Origin of the sequence: Pyruvatibacter sp. HU-CL02332 (assembly GCF_040362765.1) — a bacterium.
In the GTDB taxonomy this organism is placed as follows: Bacteria; Pseudomonadota; Alphaproteobacteria; order CGMCC-115125; family CGMCC-115125; genus Pyruvatibacter.
On record NZ_BAABWK010000002.1, the window covers coordinates 182,410 to 199,393 of the forward strand.

The 16,984-nt window shown below is 58.8% G+C and carries 19 protein-coding genes and 1 tRNA gene; 14 read left to right on the forward strand and 6 right to left on the reverse strand.

Features of this window, described 5'->3' with window-relative positions; genetic code table 11:
* Positions 1-37: 37 nt before the first annotated feature.
* Entirely contained in the window at positions 38-457 is a 420-nt protein-coding gene (locus tag ABXH05_RS11520; RefSeq protein ID WP_353561138.1) for a CoA-binding protein, read from the reverse strand.
* Positions 458-661: 204 nt separating this feature from the next.
* Here ABXH05_RS11520 and ABXH05_RS11525 point away from each other — a divergent pair, with 204 nt between their 5' ends.
* Complete coding sequence (locus ABXH05_RS11525; RefSeq protein ID WP_353561139.1) at positions 662-1,291, forward strand: HD-GYP domain-containing protein; 630 nt, start codon at positions 662-664, stop codon at positions 1,289-1,291.
* 7 nt (positions 1,292-1,298) lie between these two features.
* Here ABXH05_RS11525 and ABXH05_RS11530 read toward each other — a convergent pair whose 3' ends face one another.
* Together ABXH05_RS11530 and ABXH05_RS11535 are read right to left on the reverse strand one after the other, a co-directional pair.
* Positions 1,299-2,114: an enoyl-CoA hydratase gene (locus ABXH05_RS11530; protein WP_353561140.1), complete on the reverse strand. Its 816-nt coding sequence runs from the start codon at positions 2,112-2,114 to the stop codon at positions 1,299-1,301.
* Positions 2,115-2,206: 92 nt separating this feature from the next.
* Entirely contained in the window at positions 2,207-2,824 is a 618-nt protein-coding gene (locus ABXH05_RS11535; protein ID WP_353561141.1) for a bactofilin family protein, read from the reverse strand.
* A gap of 336 nt (positions 2,825-3,160) precedes the next feature.
* Between ABXH05_RS11535 and rplM the strand changes: the two genes are divergently transcribed.
* Both rplM and rpsI read left to right on the forward strand, forming a co-directional pair.
* Complete coding sequence (gene rplM, locus ABXH05_RS11540; RefSeq protein ID WP_043949138.1) at positions 3,161-3,625, forward strand: 50S ribosomal protein L13; 465 nt, start codon at positions 3,161-3,163, stop codon at positions 3,623-3,625.
* Between the two features lie 3 nt (positions 3,626-3,628).
* On the forward strand, positions 3,629-4,135 hold the full coding sequence (gene rpsI / locus ABXH05_RS11545; RefSeq protein WP_348140707.1) for a 30S ribosomal protein S9: 507 nt from the start codon (positions 3,629-3,631) through the stop codon (positions 4,133-4,135).
* Between the two features lie 66 nt (positions 4,136-4,201).
* Here rpsI and ABXH05_RS11550 read toward each other — a convergent pair whose 3' ends face one another.
* Positions 4,202-4,642: a group I truncated hemoglobin gene (locus tag ABXH05_RS11550; protein WP_353561142.1), complete on the reverse strand. Its 441-nt coding sequence runs from the start codon at positions 4,640-4,642 to the stop codon at positions 4,202-4,204.
* A 158-nt stretch (positions 4,643-4,800) separates the two neighbouring features.
* Between ABXH05_RS11550 and ABXH05_RS11555 the strand changes: the two genes are divergently transcribed.
* From ABXH05_RS11555 to ABXH05_RS11605, 11 genes are all read left to right on the forward strand, one after another.
* Positions 4,801-5,022 (forward strand): DUF2061 domain-containing protein, encoded by a 222-nt coding sequence (locus ABXH05_RS11555; RefSeq protein ID WP_353561143.1) that lies wholly within the window; start codon positions 4,801-4,803, stop codon positions 5,020-5,022.
* Between the two features lie 113 nt (positions 5,023-5,135).
* On the forward strand, positions 5,136-5,927 hold the full coding sequence (locus ABXH05_RS11560; protein ID WP_353561144.1) for an esterase/lipase family protein: 792 nt from the start codon (positions 5,136-5,138) through the stop codon (positions 5,925-5,927).
* 95 nt (positions 5,928-6,022) lie between these two features.
* Positions 6,023-6,991, forward strand: a complete 969-nt coding sequence (gene argC, locus ABXH05_RS11565) for an N-acetyl-gamma-glutamyl-phosphate reductase (RefSeq protein WP_353561145.1) — start codon at positions 6,023-6,025, stop codon at positions 6,989-6,991.
* Between the two features lie 310 nt (positions 6,992-7,301).
* Positions 7,302-8,846 carry an OmpA family protein gene (locus ABXH05_RS11570; RefSeq protein ID WP_353561146.1) on the forward strand — a complete coding sequence of 515 codons (1,545 nt, stop codon included), beginning with the start codon at positions 7,302-7,304 and terminating at the stop codon, positions 8,844-8,846.
* A gap of 236 nt (positions 8,847-9,082) precedes the next feature.
* Complete coding sequence (locus ABXH05_RS11575; RefSeq protein WP_353561147.1) at positions 9,083-10,336, forward strand: LL-diaminopimelate aminotransferase; 1,254 nt, start codon at positions 9,083-9,085, stop codon at positions 10,334-10,336.
* Positions 10,333-11,652: a homoserine dehydrogenase gene (locus ABXH05_RS11580; protein WP_353561148.1), complete on the forward strand. Its 1,320-nt coding sequence runs from the start codon at positions 10,333-10,335 to the stop codon at positions 11,650-11,652. The genes ABXH05_RS11575 and ABXH05_RS11580 overlap by 4 nt, the downstream gene beginning before the upstream one ends.
* An 84-nt stretch (positions 11,653-11,736) precedes the next feature.
* On the forward strand, positions 11,737-12,732 hold the full coding sequence (gene glpX, locus ABXH05_RS11585; protein WP_348141138.1) for a class II fructose-bisphosphatase: 996 nt from the start codon (positions 11,737-11,739) through the stop codon (positions 12,730-12,732).
* Positions 12,733-12,736: 4 nt separating this feature from the next.
* Complete coding sequence (gene recJ / locus ABXH05_RS11590; RefSeq protein ID WP_353561149.1) at positions 12,737-14,530, forward strand: single-stranded-DNA-specific exonuclease RecJ; 1,794 nt, start codon at positions 12,737-12,739, stop codon at positions 14,528-14,530.
* A 116-nt stretch (positions 14,531-14,646) separates the two neighbouring features.
* Positions 14,647-14,721 (forward strand) — tRNA-Glu (locus tag ABXH05_RS11595).
* A 145-nt stretch (positions 14,722-14,866) separates the two neighbouring features.
* Positions 14,867-15,436, forward strand: a complete 570-nt coding sequence (locus tag ABXH05_RS11600) for a PAS domain-containing protein (RefSeq protein ID WP_353561150.1) — start codon at positions 14,867-14,869, stop codon at positions 15,434-15,436.
* A complete protein-coding gene (locus tag ABXH05_RS11605) occupies positions 15,420-15,764 on the forward strand; it encodes a TraR/DksA family transcriptional regulator (RefSeq protein ID WP_353561151.1) in 345 nt (114 codons plus the stop codon). Before ABXH05_RS11600 ends, ABXH05_RS11605 begins: the two co-directional genes overlap by 17 nt.
* Here ABXH05_RS11605 and ABXH05_RS11610 read toward each other — a convergent pair whose 3' ends face one another.
* Both ABXH05_RS11610 and ABXH05_RS11615 read right to left on the reverse strand, forming a co-directional pair.
* On the reverse strand, positions 15,765-16,358 hold the full coding sequence (locus tag ABXH05_RS11610) for a YceI family protein (protein ID WP_353561152.1): 594 nt from the start codon (positions 16,356-16,358) through the stop codon (positions 15,765-15,767).
* Entirely contained in the window at positions 16,355-16,975 is a 621-nt protein-coding gene (locus ABXH05_RS11615) for a cytochrome b (protein ID WP_353561153.1), read from the reverse strand. Before ABXH05_RS11615 ends, ABXH05_RS11610 begins: the two co-directional genes overlap by 4 nt.
* Between the last annotated feature and the right edge of the window lie 9 nt (positions 16,976-16,984).

Here is a 16,984-nt window from a genome sequence, read left to right on the forward strand (position 1 = left end):
CCCTGTACGGATCATTTGATGGTCTGAAGATGTTGGTTTACGCAGCCCGAAGGCGCGGAATTTCGATGGCCGGGCAGCGGTCCATGATGACGGTCAGTCCGGCTGCTTCGCCCCGTTTGGCTGCCGCCTCGTCGATGACGCCCAACTGCATCCAAACGGATTTGGCGCCTACCGCAATGGCCTCGTCCACGGTCTCACCAGCAACGCTCGAATTGCGGAACACATCCACCATGTCGATGGGGACGGGGACGTCTGCAAGGGACGCCAGAACCGTTCGTCCGTGAATTTCCTGACCGACCTTGAGCGGGTTGACCGGATACACGTCAAAGCCTTCGCGCAGCAAGAACCCCATCACCTCGTTGCTTGCCCGGTGTGCCTTGGGGCTTGCCCCGACAAGAGCAATGACTTTGGTGCGGTCAAACAGATTGCGGATGAGATCGTCTGAGTAGGAGGGCATTGGACCATTCCGATTTGTGGACAGGCACTAAACACCGGGGGTCATAGGGACGTCCAGTCAGATGGATTGTTGTTTTTGGCCCAATTCCTCATTTTCCCGCCCGGGACCTTTATCCCGAGGTGCAGAAAATACAACCATTATACAATCAAAAGTAATTCGACCTTAATCCAATTGCTGTAACCCTGGAGGCAGGAAGGGTCGATCATGCCTGCAGTCCATCTTTTGAACGCCGCCCATGTGGATGCACTTTCGTGCGTCCATGCCGCGCATTCAGCTACAGATGCACGCACGGCCGACCACGAACACACGGTGGGCCTGCTTGCCAAACATCTGGCGGCCCATATGGGGTCCTCGCCAGAGGAAGCTAAAGCCATCGGCCTTGCCGCGCGGCTTCATGACGTTGGTAAGATGTCGATCCCTCCAGCCATCCTGCATAAGTCAGACGTGCTGACACCGGACCAGCAGGCAATCATGCAGGGGCATGCCCTGGCGGGCGCAAAAATTCTGCGGGCTGGAAAGTTTCCGCTCATGAGACTGGCCAGCCAAATTGCCCTTGAGCATCACGAGCATGCAGATGGCTCGGGCTACCCCTATGGCTTGAGAAACAATCAGACGAGTATGGCGTCACGGATCGTCAGCCTGTGCGACGTCTATGACGCGTTGCGTCGGGAACGGGCCTACAAGCCGGGCATGACTCATGAGGAGGTGTGCGACGCATTGGCCAAAGGGAAAGGTCGGATTACGCCGGACCTGTTTGATGATCGTGTGCTGCGTGCCTTTCTGGACAACCAGAAACAGCTAGCGGAAATATTCAATCAATCAATGCGCAGGTAGCTGCCCGCTAGCGATCTTCCCAGGTCGGGTCGCGCTTCTCGATGAAGGCTGTGATCCCTTCCTCCGCATCATGGGCCATCATGTTTTGCACCATGACGTGACCGGCGTAGTCGTAGGCATCGTTGAGGCCATGCTCAAGCTGGTCGTAGAAGGCCTGCTTGCCGACGGCCAGCGTGTGGGAAGACTTTTGGGCAATGCGTTTCGCCCACGCATTCACTTCTTCGTCCAGCATGTCACCGGAAACGCACTGGTTGATCAGGCCGAACTGGGCAGCACGCTTGGCATCGAGCATCTCGCCAAGCAGCAACATTTCCATGGCGTGCTTGCGTGACACGTTGCGCGACAGCGCCACCATGGGTGTTGAACAGAACAGGCCGATGTTTACGCCGGGCGTTGCAAAGTGGGCATCGCTGCTCGCCAGAGCCAGATCGCAGCTTGCAACAAGCTGACAGCCTGCCGCCGTCGCAATCCCGTGGACGCGGGCGATGACCGGCTTGGGGCAACGTACGATCGCCTGCATCATGGCTGAGCAGCGGGACACCAGATCCTGAAAGTAGGCTTTGCCGCCATCCTCGTCCTGCCGGTGTGCCGTCATTTCCTTCAGGTCATGACCGGCACAAAAGCCGGGGCCAGCCGCATCCAGAATGATGACGCGGGCAGCGGGGTCAGTGCCAAGACGCGTCACGGCTTCATGCAAATCTGCGATGAGCGCGTCCGACAGGCTGTTGCGCGCCTTGGGGCGGTTCAGCGTCAGGCGGGCGATGCCTTTGTCCAAATGTTCAATCAGAACCGGATCGGAGATCGCAGCGGCGGCGTGTGACATGAGGCATCCTCCCAAATGCGTATGAGGAAAGCCTAAGGCCCCGACGGGACGGCGTCAGCCCCCCAAGCCGCCAAGCCGCCATGACGCCCGTGCTATTTGCGCCGAAGCATACCGCCGATGCTGCGCTTGTCAGGCTCCGGGGCAGGCGCCTCGGCCTGAACCGCAGCGGGTTCCGCCTCGGCAGGCTCCTGAGCGCGGGCAGGGGCTTCGGAGCCAATGGTACGGATATCACCTTCAAGGCGGGCGCCACGGGTGGCCTGAAACTCGCCATATCGAATGGTCCCGCTGACACTCCCGGTTTCATGGACGATCAATTCGTCCTGGACCGTCAACTCACCTTCAAAATGCCCGCGCACCTCTGCGCTCGTCACGACTGCCTGACCGGTGATGCGTCCGGCCTGGCCAATCACCAGTTCGCCGGCCTCGATGGTGGCCTGACTGAAATCGCCTTCGACCATGACGCTGACTGCATTGGTCACGTGGCCTGCCAGGGACACACCCTTGCCGAGCACAAGTTTGCCATCAGCAACCGGGGTTGCCGGTGCAGGTGCTCTTGTGGGCGCCGGAGACGATTGAGACAGAGGGCGAGGGGCAGCGGGCCGGGTTGCTGCAGGTGCAGGCGGGGCTGGTGGAGCCTTTTGCGTCGGCGTGTCTGCCGGTTTGGCCTGCGATGAGCCCTGGCCAGTCGGATTGCTACCGTCGTCCGGCATGATAAGTCCCCCAGTTTACGCGCGCTTCAAAGCGCAAGGTCGTGGCACCACCCCAAGCAATGCCATTTACCTTTGATTAACTTAGGTTGATTGAAGGGGAATTAGCCCTTCAATTCAATCAATTAGGTGACATCACAATAATTGAGGTATTAAAATACCGCACCTCGAACCTGCTGGTTTTATTGCGTTTTTTCGGGCATTCGGCGATTGACATGAAACGCGCGGTCCTAGATAAACCGCGCACTGTCAAGTTTCGCCGGGCAATCGCGTCCGGCGCTTTGTTTTCCGGCAAGGCTCCCAATGGGGCTGCACCTACCAGGATACCCAACAAGTACAATGAAGACTTTTACAGCAACCCCCTCAAATATTGAGAAGAAGTGGGTGCTTATCGACGCTGAAGGCCTTGTGGTGGGGCGTATGGCCACCATCATCGCGACGCGCCTTCGCGGCAAGCACAAGCCCACTTTCACACCGCACATGGATTGCGGTGACAACATCGTCGTCATCAATGCCAGCAAGATTGCGCTGACCGGCAAGAAGATGACCGACAAGATCTATTACCGTCACACGGGCCACCCGGGCGGTATCAAGGAAACCAATCCAACGCGGATTCTTGCCAGCAAGAACCCTGAGGACATCGTCCGTAAAGCCGTGCAGCGCATGCTGCCGGGCGGACCCCTGTCCCGCGCGCAGATGTCCAACCTGAAGATCTACCCGGGCACTGAGCATCCGCATGAGGCTCAGCAGCCTGAAGTGCTGGATATCGCGTCCATGAACTCCAAGAATACGCCGAGGGACTAGAGAATGTCAGAAACAGAAACCAAGTCCCTGGAAGATCTGGGCGACGCAATGACAGCTGCCGTCTCCGACGCACCGGTTGTTGATGCAGAACCTGAGGTTCTTCCTGATCCGAAGATTGACGAGCTGGGCCGCTCCTATGCCACTGGCAAGCGTAAGGATGCGGTTGCCCGCGTCTGGATCAAGCGCGGCACTGGCACCATCACGGTCAATGGCCGTGACCAGGAAAAGTACTTCGCACGCCCTGTGCTGCGGATGCTGGTCAACCAGCCACTCGTGGTGACTGAGCGCGCGTCGGAGTTCGACATCATCTGCACCGTCACCGGTGGTGGCCTGTCAGGTCAGGCTGGTGCTGTGCGTCATGGCATCTCCAAAGCCCTGACCCTGTTTGAGCCAGGCCTGCGCCGTACGCTCAAAGCAGGTGGCTTCCTGACACGCGACAGCCGTGTTGTTGAACGTAAGAAGTTTGGCCGCGCGAAAGCCCGCCGGAGCTTCCAGTTCTCCAAGCGCTAGGCTTCAAACCATTATCAATTGCGGGGAGGGCGGTTCTTTGGAGCCGCCCTTTCTTTTTGGCTGCTGTCAGGGCTTCGCCGGCGCAATCACCGCTTCTGCCTTGTAGCGTCCGTGGCACTCGGACACGGACTTTTTGACTATGACCTTGCGAAACAGCTCGTCGCGCTCCAACCAGATGGCGGCGATGTCTGCGTCAATGCCCACTTCAGCCAGTGCTTCGGCAAGCAGTCCGTGGCGGATGTCAAAGACTTCGTCCGTAATGAAGAGGTGCGGATGGGCCTTGTTTGGCAGGCGACCTGAATAGGTCATCGGGCCACCGAGAATACCGACGAAAAAATCCGTGAGCTGGTTTTCCTGATGCTGGCGATCCGAATTGGCAAAGAATCCCTTCAGCCAAGGGTGCGCATAGACCTTGCCGTAAAAGACACGGTGAACCTTGAGAACAACGTCTCTGCCACCGATGACGTCGATCAGTGGAACCTCCGATGTGGCACGTTGGGCTTGCATCCTGTGAGACCTGCTCAGTTACTCCTGGTTGTCTGAACACTGCACTGCAACCATGAATAATTGTGAAAGAGAGCTGGCCTGGTCCTTGAAGCGTCAGTACGCACCTCTATCTAACTAATAGTAATTCGCAAATACGGGTGATCGAGATGGCGCGGACGATGACGAAAACAGCGACCTATTCCGTCATGCACATGGTTGTGGCGATCAGCGTGGCCTATGCGCTGACCGGGAGCTGGATTGTGGCCCTTGGTATCGGGCTGGTGCAGCCTGTCGTGCAAACCGTGGCCTACCATCTGCACGAAAGGGCATGGTCTTTTGGTGATCCGCGTGGCCATAGTCGGCGTAAGGTTACCATCGACACGGCACAGGCTGCGGCTTAGTTGGCACCCGGACACAATATGTTGGGTTCCAAGGGGGTAGGCGGCGTCTGACAGCAAAACCCGTGATCGGTGAGCAATTTCAGCGGTCTAGCCGCTCATATGAGGGTCATTGAATGTCAGATATTGGTCACGCTCCGCCTGAAACGCCTCACAAATACCGCCCGATTGCACCGCCACGGCCGACTCTCTGGCCGCTGGAAATGCGTGTTCTGGGCGAAGGGGCAGCCCTTGCAGCCGCCTGGCCGGCCCTAGACCGGGCCCCCAATGGCGACGGCCACGGTGTGATCGTGGTTCCGGGCTTTTCGACAGATGACAACTCGACTGTTCCCCTGCGCCGCTACATCCGCAACCGCGGGTATCACACCCGTGGCTGGCGCAATGGCCGCAATGATGGCCCGACACAGGCAAATCTCGACGCCATCGTCGATAATGCCAAGGAACTGGCCGACAAGACGGGCGAAAAGGTCTCGCTTGTGGGCTGGAGCCTGGGCGGGGTTCTTGTTCGCGAAGCCACCCGTCAAAATCCTGAACTTGTGCGTGGCGTCATCACCATGGGCAGTCCGTTCCAGGATGTGAGGGCCAACTCCATCAGCATTATGTGGAACCTTCTGGCCTCGAAGGATCGGATTGAGGACAAAGAGCGCACAGAAGCGCTTGGCGCGCCAATTCCAGTCCCAGCCACGGCCATTTTCTCGAGTACGGATGCGGTTGTGGCCGGTGACGCCTGCCGGGAGCGCCCTGGTGGAAAGCGGGAATCCATTGAAGTTTTCGCCAGCCATTTCGGTCTGGGCGTCAATCCGCTGGTTTACTACGCCATTGCGGACCGCCTCGCCCAGAAGAAGGGCACCTGGAAGCACTTCGAACCCCCGGCACTCATGAAACGCCTCTACGAAGTGCATAGCTAGGCCGCATCAGGCATCTAGGACAATCCGGGGAGGCGTGATACATCGCGCCTCCCTATTTGTTTGTGATCTCACGTTTTTCGTAAAGGCAGCGCACCATGGCGCATACGGTATTCATCGATGGCGAAGCCGGTACAACCGGCCTTCAAATCCGCGACCGGCTGGACGCCCGGGCAGATATTGAGGTTGTGTCGATTGATCCGGCACGCCGAAAGGATGCTGATGCCCGTGCGGAACTCCTGAATGGCTGTGACGCGTCGATTCTGTGTCTGCCCGACGATGCCGCGCGCGAAGCGGTATCCCTTGTCACGAACCCGAATGCCCGGATTCTGGACGCCTCGAGTGCCCACCGGACACTGGACGGCTGGGCCTATGGCTTTCCTGAGATGGCGCCGGGGCAGCGGGATGCCATTGCGAAGACCAAACGGCTCGCGGTTCCAGGCTGCTATCCCACGGGATTTCTCGGTCTTGTGCGTCCCCTCGTTGACGCGGGACTCATTGCGGCCGACTGGCCTGCATCTGTCTTTGGTGTGTCCGGCTACTCGGGTGGCGGCAAGGCTCTGATTGACCGGTACGAGAACGAGAAGAATGACGCCTATATCACTGAAGGACATAGGCTTTATGGCCTGACGCTTCAGCACAAGCACTTGCCTGAGATGCAACATTTCTCTGGTCTGGATGCGGCACCGCTGTTTGTTCCAGCAACCAGTCAGTTCCGGCAGGGCATGTTGATACAGGTACCATTGCCGCTTCAGATGCTATCAAAGCACGCCCATATTTCTGATCTAAAACAAGTGTTTATGGAATTTTATAAAGGCGAACGCTTCGTAGTGGTTGCCGCTAATGATTCGGCAAATCCACCATCGGAGATGTTCGGTGAGGATCTCATTGGGACGAATACGATGCGGTTAAGCGTGTTTGGTCATGATGGCGCCGAGGGCACACCCGGTCAGGCTTTGCTGGTCGCGGAACTGGACAATCTTGGCAAGGGGGCCTCAGGCGCGGCTGTTCAGTGCCTCAACCTGATGCTGGGTCTGGATGAAAGCGCAAGCCTTTCAGCGATTTAGTGAGCGCAATCGTCGCTTGGCAACACTCTGTTAAGTATTCAGGCACACCCTCATGAGGAAGCTGTTTCCGTCGTTATACGGTGGGCGGTGCTTGGCCAATTTATTTGCCTATTTTGCCATGTGGCTAATGCGCTTTTGGCTGGCATTTGGTATGGAATAACTGTGTTCCGGTGCGAGGGGATTTCGCGACGTGTTGGAACACTTGCAGCATCGTTATCCAGATGATGGCTGCGCATCGGGTGGAATTTCCGGATTGTAGCGCCCTGACTAGGTGCCTGCTGCAGGGCCGGACGTCAAAAAAGAGAGCTTTATGACCAACACTTCTCTTTCACGTGTGAGCATTGATCAGCCATCAAAGACCCGCCGCGCCGGCTTGCGCGCAGGTCCGCTGGTTGCCGCAGCCGCTGGGCTCATGCTCGCCGCATGTTCCACTCTCCCGGACTGGACCAAGCCCTCTACCGCGTCGGACGCGATTACCGGCCAGTCACCCAGCCAGACCACCAATCAGACGGTGGCTGCTCAGCAGGCACGTGCCGAGGCTGCCTCCGAAAACAGCAGTTTCCCGACAGCGGGTTCTACGCCTCAGGTGCCTAAGACTGGCGACGCGAGTGCGAAGCGCGATCTGGCCAACAGCCTCGTCGCTGATCGCCAGCATGCCCGTTATTCCGGCGAAGCCCTTCGTGGCGGCACCGAGCCACCTGCATCTCCGCTGCCATCGCGGCGCGTTGCCCCTTTGCCTGACCTGCCCTCAACAGCTCCGGCTGGAACGGTCGCTGCTGCCGCCCCATCTGCTGCTGGCGTCATTCCGGCACGGGATATTCCTGCATTCCAGACACCAGCTCGCCGTATGGGCCAGCTGGACGACGGCGAAATTGTTGAGACGCCAGTAGCTGCGGCTCCAGCCGCGCCTGCGCCCACAACTCCCAAGGTTGAGGTAGCAACACTGCCTGCGCCTACTGTCGCACCTGCAGCTCCATCGGCTCCAGCCGCTGTGCCGTCTGCAGCAGCGCCTCGCGTCGCTTCAGCTCCGGTTGCAACACCTGTTCGTCAGGCTGCAACAGCACCTGCGCGCCGCGCCGCCGTGCCCGCACGGTCTGTTCCAACATATGAATCAGAAACCATTGCAGCGTCTGCGCCAGCGGCTTCTGTTCCTGTCCGTTCAGCCGTCACTCCGGTCAATGCATCCGGTCAGCCACAATTTGCTGTTTCCACGGCACCGCCGCTGCCTGCTGAGGTGCGTGATCAGGTGCCCGCCGTTGTTGCAGCACGTTTTGACGAGACGCTGGGTGAACCTCCCGCAGCTGCACAGAATGCTGGGCAGCTTTCAGCACCAGCTGCGCAAGTCGGTGCTGATGGTGTGGTCATTGACTATTCAGCCATCGGAGCTGGTTCACCGGTTCCTGCTACTCCCACGCTCGAGCAGGGCTCTACGCCGACACTTCCAATTCAGGCTTATGAGCCGCTGGAATTCTCCGGTGCTGCCTCAGACGCTGAAGGCGGACCATTTGCGCCAGTTGCCATTTACTTCGGTCACGGCTCATCCAACTTGAGCGCTGCTGATCGCGCACAGATTTCCGAAGTCGCAGCGCTCCACAAGAAGCGCGGGCAGGGCTCTGTCCGTGTGGTCGGTCATGCGTCCAGCCGGACCAACAACCTGCCGGTCAATGCTCACCTGCTTGCCAATTTCGAGGCATCCATGGACCGTGCCAATGCGGTCGCCAATGAGCTGATGCGCAAGGGCGTTGCAGCCTCTGATCTGGTGATTGAAGCGGTCGGTGACCGTGCGCCTGAATACTACGAGTCAATGCCCGCGGGCGAAGCCGGCAACCGGCGCGCGGAAATCTTTCTCGAGTAACGCGTAGCCGGCCTTTTTTCTGACTTCTCCTCGGGGTTCATTGGCCGGGGCTGTTCCCTCATCGGGCAGCACCCCGGCCATTCGCCGTTTGTGCTTTCCAACAACCCGGGCCCCATCCAGGGGACACAGGCCGGGACATTGTCAAAAGCGCTGATTGTCTGCTAATGCCGCTGGACATTCGCGCGGGGTTTTATCGCCCCGCAGCACCTGCCGCGGCAGGAACCGGAACCTTTGTTATGTCGCAAGAATTTCACCGTATTCGCCGCCTTCCGCCTTACGTCTTTGAAGTCGTCAACAAGCTTAAAGCCGAAGCCCGCGGGCGTGGCGAGGACATCATTGACCTGGGCATGGGAAATCCCGATCTGCCCACGCCTCAGCACATTGTCGATAAGCTGGTTGAAACGGTCTCAAAGCCGCGCACGAACCGCTACTCGACCAGTAAGGGTATTCCCGGACTGCGTCGCGCGCAGGCTGCTTACTACGAGCGCCGGTTTGGCGTGAAGCTCGATCCAGAGACCGAGATCGTTGCGACGATCGGGTCCAAGGAAGGTTTTGCAAACCTGGCACAGGCCATCACCGCGCCCGGTGATACAGTATTGGTGCCGAACCCGACTTATCCGATCCACTCATTTGGGTTCATCATTTCCGGTGCCGTGATCCGTCACGTGCCCATGGGAACTGAGAGCGAGTTCATGGCTGGTCTGGAACGGGCCATGAAGCACTCTGTACCCAAACCGTCTGCGGTTGTTCTTAACTTTCCGTCCAATCCAACGGCGCAGGTTGTAGATCTCGATTTCTACAAGGAGATGGTCAAGTTCGCCTACAAGCACGACGTGTTCCTGCTGTCGGATCTGGCCTATTCAGAGGTTTACTTCGACGACTGTCCGCCGCCACCGTCCATCCTGCAGGTGCCCGGTGCCAAGGATGTCGCGATCGAGTTCACCTCGCTCTCCAAGACCTACTCCATGCCTGGCTGGCGCATGGGCTTTGCCGTCGGCAATGAGCGCCTCGTGGCTGCGCTAACGCGCATCAAGTCCTATCTCGACTATGGTGCGTTTACGCCCATTCAGGTGGCAGCAACCGCTGCCCTCAACGGTCCGCAGGACTGTGTGGACGAAATGCGTGCGACCTATCAGGCACGTCGTGATGCGCTTGTGCAGTCCATGGCGCAGGCTGGATGGGACATCCCATCACCGCCCGCCACGATGTTTGCGTGGGCGCCGCTGCCGGAAAAATTCCGCCATGTGGGATCGCTTGAGTTTTCAAAGATGATGCTGGAGCACGCCAAGGTGGCTGTCTCTCCGGGCATCGGGTTTGGCGAGTATGGCGACGGACATGTCCGCGTGGCGATTGTCGAGAACGAGCAGCGCATCCGTCAGGCTGCCCGCAATGTGCGTCGCTTCATGCAGAATGCGGATGCCATTCTGGCCGGCGAAACGCCGGACCTGCGGCTGGATGAACCCGACCCGAAACCGGCTGAAGCCTCATGAGCGGTAAATCCAAAAGCGGAAAACCCATCCGCGTCGGCATCGCCGGTCTTGGTACTGTCGGCGCGGGTGTCATCAAGATCCTGACGGCGCAAGCTGATCTTCTGTCTGCGCGGGCAGGGTGTCCCATCGTCATTGGCGGTGTGTCGGCCCGCAGCAAGGATCAGGACCGGGGCGTCGATCTCTCCGCCTATCCATGGTTTGACGACTGCCTCGATATGGCTGCGTCCGACGATATTGATCTCGTGATGGAACTCATCGGCGGCGAAGAAGGTGTTGCCCGGTCACTGGTGCAAACCGCCCTTGAGAACGGCAAACATGTTGTGACAGCCAACAAGGCCCTGCTGGCGCACCATGGTGTGGAGCTTGCGCGGCTGGCTGAAACAAAAGGCGTTGTGCTTGCCTATGAAGCGGCTGTGGCGGGTGGCATTCCCGTCATCAAGGGTCTGCGGGAAGGCCTCACAGCCAACCGGATAGACCGCATGGTCGCGATCCTGAACGGCACCTGCAATTTTGTTCTCAGCCTGATGGAAGATGAAGGTGTCAGTTTCGACGCCGCGGTCAAGCAGGCGCAGGATGTAGGGTTTGCGGAAGCCGACCCGACCACGGACATTGGTGGTTTTGACGCTGCCCACAAACTGGCCATTCTCGCCAGCATCGCCTTTGGCACCCGCGTCAACTTTGATGCGGTGGACATTCAGGGCATTGACTCGATCACTGCCGAAGACATTGAAGCAGCCAAGGAGCTTGGCTATCGCATCAAGCTGATCGCCGCAGCCCAGCGTCTGGACGGCGGCTGCCTCCAGCGGGTTCAGCCGGCCCTTGTGCCTCTGGCCCATCCGCTTGCGCTGGTGAGCGGCGGGGGCAATGCCATCCATCTTGAAGGCGACTGGGTCGGAGCGGTGGAATTTGGCGGTCCAGGTGCCGGAGAAGGCCCCACAGCCTCGGCGGTTGTGGCTGACACCGTTGATATTGCCCGCGGACTGGATGTTCCGGTGTTTGGCATTCCGGTGGATGATCTTGTCGCCGAAAATGCGTCTGCGGAAGATACGTCGCAGACCGCCTTCTATCTGCGGTTCCAGATGGCCGACCAAAAGGGCACAATTGCAGCAGTTACGGGCCTTTTGGCGGAAAATGACATCTCGATTGAGACGATGATTCAGCGCCCGGAGCGCGATCACGTAGAGGGCGCAAATATGCCTGTCATCGTGATAACCTATCCCTCAACCCGTCAGGCCCTTACCAAGGCCATTAACGCCATTGAGGAAACCGGTATCGTTGCCAGCCGCCCCCATGTTATTCGCGTGGAATCGCTGTAAACGTACCCGGTAGACCGACATTCTTATTTGCCACCAGCATTCCGGCTGGCGCGCTTCACACAGATTACGAAAGACCAAAAGATCATGAGCCAGGCCAAGTCCGACGATCAGGCACCAGCATCTCTTCTTCACCGTGAGCTGACGCTTGAGCTTGCCCGTGTGACCGAACGCGCCGCTGTGGCTGCATCGCGTCTGCGCGGCCGTGGCGACGAAAAAGCCGCTGACCAGGCCGCCGTGGATGCCATGCGCCGCGAGCTCAATGCCCTGGACATCGACGGCACGGTCGTCATCGGTGAAGGCGAGCGCGACGAAGCGCCCATGCTCTACATCGGCGAAGAAGTTGGCACTAAGTCCGGCCCCAAAGTTGATATCGCGCTTGATCCGCTTGAAGGCACGACCCTGTGCGCCAAATGCATGCCCAACTCGCTGGCAACCATTGCCATGGCGGAAGGCGGGAGCCTTTTGAACGCACCTGACGTCTACATGGAAAAGATTGCCATCGGCGGCGGCTACCCTGATGGCCTTGTGGACCTGGATGCAGACCCCAAGGACAACGTCCTGGCGCTGGCCAAGGCAAAGGGTGTTGATCCCTCGCAGATCACCGTCTGCGTGCTGGATCGTCCACGTCACTCCCACATCATCAAGTCGGTTCGTGATGCCGGTGCAGCGGTCACACTGATTACCGATGGCGACATTGCCGGTGTGATCCACACAGCTGAACCCAATACTGGCATTGACATGTATATGGGTACGGGTGGTGCACCAGAAGGCGTGCTTGCCGCCGCAGCCCTGCGCTGCATTGGTGGTCAGATCCAGGGCCGCTTGATCTTCCGCGATGCAGAAGAACGCCGCCGCGCTGAGCGTGTTGGCTACACGGACTTTGACCGGAAATACGTCACCAACGAACTGGCATCGGGTGATGTCCTGTTTGCCGCCACCGGCGTAACCGATGGCGACATGCTGGAAGGCATCAAGTGGGGCAAGGATACCGTCTCCACGCACACTGTTGTGATGCGGTCCTCAACCGGCACTGTCCGCTACATCAAGGCGCAGCATAGCTATCTTGCAAAGTTCCGCTAAACCAGTGACCGACGCTTCTACCGGGCCTACGCCTTACCTTGGCGTGGCCCGGTCTTACTCTGGTCGCAGCTGGGCATTGCGGCCTGCGGACGAGCGCATTGCCGAGACCATTTCACAGGCAATGAGCCTCGATGCCTTTCTGGCGCGCATTCTTGCCGCCCGGGGCGTGACGCCGGATACAGCGCCCACTTACCTTGCACCTACATTGCGTGAGCTGCTGCCTGATCCATCCACCATGGTGGATATGGATGCAGCGGCGTCGCGTCTGGCAGACGCCATCGCCAATGAAGAGCCGGTTGCGGTCTTTGGAGATTATGACGTAGACGGAGCAACCTCCAGCGCCTTGCTTGAGCGCTATCTGACTGCACTTGGCGTCAAGCCGCGCATCTACATCCCAGATCGTATCAAGGAAGGCTACGGCCCCAACCCCATTGCCATGCGGCTACTGGCTGAGGAGGGCGCGCGCGTTGTCATCACCGTTGATTGTGGCACCATGGCCCATACAGCGCTCGAAGAAGCAAAGTCGGCCGGGCTGGATGTGTTAGTGATCGATCACCATAAGGCGAGCCCGCAGCTGCCGCCGGCATGGGCTGTCGTCAATCCAAATCGTCTTGATTGCTCGTCGGGACTGGGGCAACTCGCCGCTGTTGGCGTCGCCTTCATGCTTGCGGTGGCCACCAATCGGGCGCTGCGGCAGCGAGGCTTCTTCGGAGACAGCCGTCCTGAGCCGAAACTGACCCAGTGGCTTGATCTGGTAGCGCTTGGCACCGTGTGTGACGTGGTGCCCCTCAAGGGCGTCAACAGAGCCTTTGTGACCCAGGGCCTTAAAGTCATGGGGCAGCGCGGCAATGTGGGCCTTATGGCCCTTGGCGCTGTCTCCAAGATGGAAGGGGCCCCATCGCCATATCACGCAGGCTTCATGCTTGGCCCCCGGGTCAATGCGGGAGGACGCATCGGGGCATCCGGTCTGGGGGCCAAATTGCTGGCCAGCAATGATCCCGCTGAGGCTGCTCAGATTGCCGAACGTCTGGATGTTCTGAACGCGGAACGTCGGGCCATTGAGGCTGACGTCCTTGAGCACGCCATGGGCATTGTCGAGCGGGACAAGCTGGCGGACCGGCCTGTGGGCATTGTCGCCGGTGAAGGCTGGCATCCCGGCGTCATCGGCATTGTGGCGGCCCGCATCAAGGAGCGCACCAACAGACCGGCGATCGTGATTGCCCTGGATGAAAATGGTCTGGGCAAGGGATCAGGCCGCTCGATTGCGGGCGTTGATCTGGGCGCTGCGGTGGTTCGGGCGCTGGAAAGCGACCTGCTGGTCAATGGCGGCGGCCACGCCATGGCGGCCGGCCTGACGGTAGCGGCCAATAAAGTCCCGGAACTGAGCAATTTTTTGGAAAAAGACCTGGCTGAGAGCGTCGATCAGGCTCAGGCGAGCATGGGACTGACGCTGGATGGCGCCATTTCGTGCGGCGGGGCCAATGCGTCTCTGGTCGACATGATTGCCCAGGCAGGCCCCTATGGGTCAGGCAACCCCGAACCGCGGATTGCCATATCAGACGCCCGTGTGGCCTTCGCAGACGTTGTCGGCAGTGGGCATGTCCGGGTCACGCTCAAAGGCTCCAGTGGCAAGAATCTCAAGGCGGTGGCCTTCAGAAGTGCGGATCAGCCTCTGGGACAGGCGCTATTGGCGGCGTCTGACGAGCGTATTCATGCTGCCGGACGGCTCAAAAGGGACACCTGGCGGGGTGGAGACGCCGTTGAGTTGCATATTGAGGATGCGGCACCGGCCACGTGAGGCCTCCAGCCCACAATCAGCCCAAAAAGTCGCAAAATTTGCCACTTTGGGTACTTGAATACGTCCCATATGCAGTGTACCTAACCTCTCCGCAGCGCAACAACGCGCGGATATGTGCGCCCTTCGTCTATCGGTTAGGACGCCAGGTTTTCAACCTGGAAAGAGGGGTTCGACTCCCCTAGGGCGTACCATTTCTTCACTTTTCCATTTCTTCATTTTTTCCGGCCATTTTGGTGTCTTGATCAATCAGACCCATTGGCCGTCATGTCAGCCGTAGCAGCAGAATCGCGTCAAGGCCCCTCAAACACTCTTGAGTGTTATGAGCCTGCTCTTGCCTTGTCTGATGCACCTGACCGGCTGCGCGAGTTTCTGCAGATCTACGAAGATGTCCGCGGCGACAAAGTTGCCCCGACCAGAAGTGATCTTGACCTTCGCCGCCTGGCCAAACTGCTTCCCGATGTCACCATCATGGAACGTCTGGCTCCGATGTCAGTGATTTACCGGCTTATGGGAACAGCAGTGGCCGAGCGCATGGGTGCTGACCTGACCGGGCATAACTTCCTGAACTATCTGGGACAGACAGAACGCTCCCGCATTGACCTTGGTGTCTCAATCGTAACCGAGCTGCCGTGCGGGACGTTTTCTGTCTATGAGAACGATTACTCATCAGGCGTGACCGTCCGAGCTGAATCGATAGCCCTCCCGCTGGACACCGGCAGCGGTTGTGCGCCCTATCTGTCCCTCGGTTTGCATTCCTCCCAGACACCAGTGTCCTATGGGCAGGAAAGGGAGGAGAGCATGATCGGAACACGTTGGAAGGACGGCGTGGTGATCGATCTTGGATATGGCTTGCCTGATCAGGCGACCATGGATGCTCTCAAGATCGAAGATGACGGAACTAACTGACGCGGCCCTCGCAGATTTCCGGCAACAACTTGAAACAGAGCGCGATGAGCTTGTGCAGCAACAGGAAGCATCCGACGCAGATCGGGCGCCGGTCACACTAGACCAGCAAAGCGTTGGGCGACTGTCGCGTATGGACGCCATGCAGGTCCAGGCCATGGCCAAGGCTGTGGACGATCGCCGCAAGCTGGCGCTGGTTCAAATAGAGGCCGCGCTGAAGCGTCTTGATGCAGGAGACTTTGGCTATTGCGTCAATTGCGATGAACCCATCGCCCGAAGACGTCTTGAGCTTGATCCCAAAGCTGCCAGCTGCATCAAGTGTGCGACCTGATTAGTCTTCTTGGTCAGCCCCGGCTTCCGGCGTCGCTGCAATATCAATTGAAATGACCACATCAAGCCCGACCGTTGAGCCGCCCACATAGTCGCCCTGACCAACACCGTAGTCCGTCCGGTTCACGGTCACTGAGCCCGTTGCCACCACGCCGTCTGATGCTTCAGTCAGCGTAAAGGGCAGGGTGATGGGATTGGTCGTGCCACGCATGGTGAGATCGGCATCCATTTCAAAGCGGCCATCATCCAGCGAGCGGAATGCTGTACTGGTGAGCGTTGCCTCTGGATGCTCTTCAACAGCAAACCATTCTGCCCCCTTGAGGCTGCCGTCGCGTGCTGCATCGCCTGTGTCCGCACTGCTCATATTGATGACGACAGAGACCTGCGAGGTATCCAGAGCGTCCTCATCGAACACAATCTCGGCTGTCCAATCCCCGAACGTGCCGGGCACGGCTGAACCAAACACCTGCGCTTCAAAGCTCAGAGTGCTGTTGCCTTTGTCTATGGTCCAGGATGCCGCTTGCGCAGGAAGAATGCTCAGTAGCGTTGCGGTTGCCATCACGCCAAATGTCTTGAGCATCGATACGGGGGTCATGAACTCGTCCTTTTTTCGTTTTCCAGTCGTTCCTGAAACGCAGCTTCCGACACGGGAAGCATTTTGAGTAGGACGCTGTCACGCAACTTTATGTGATGATAGAAGGCCGCCCCCACATGGGCGATGAACAAGGCCAGCAATCCATTGGCTGCCAGTTCGTGCGCATCTCCAAACCAGCCCTCCAGAGCCTGCTTGTTAGTGGAGCTGGCGATGGCCTCGATGTGGGGCAGGGTGAAAACACCAAATATGACTGTGGGAATATTGAGGCTTGAAGCAGAAACCATGGCCCAGCCAGCCAAAGGTGCTGCAAGCAGCAGAGTATAAAAGCCCCAATGTGTGCCCTTTGCTGCCAGCCTCTGCCAGGCAGGCATGCCCGGCGGCAAGCCAGGTTGCGGGTTCGCGATCCGCCAGACCAGCCGAACCACTGTCAACAGCAGTACCGTGATGCCAAAGGACTTGTGGAGCTGATACAGCTCAAATTGCTGGAGGGAAGGTTTCATGTCCTCCATGATGGACCCAATGACATAGAGGCCAATGACCGCCAGCGCGATAAGCCAGTGCAGGGTGATAGCCACAATTCCATAGCGTGTGCTGTCGTTGGTCAAAGAGCGAGCCATGGGAATCCT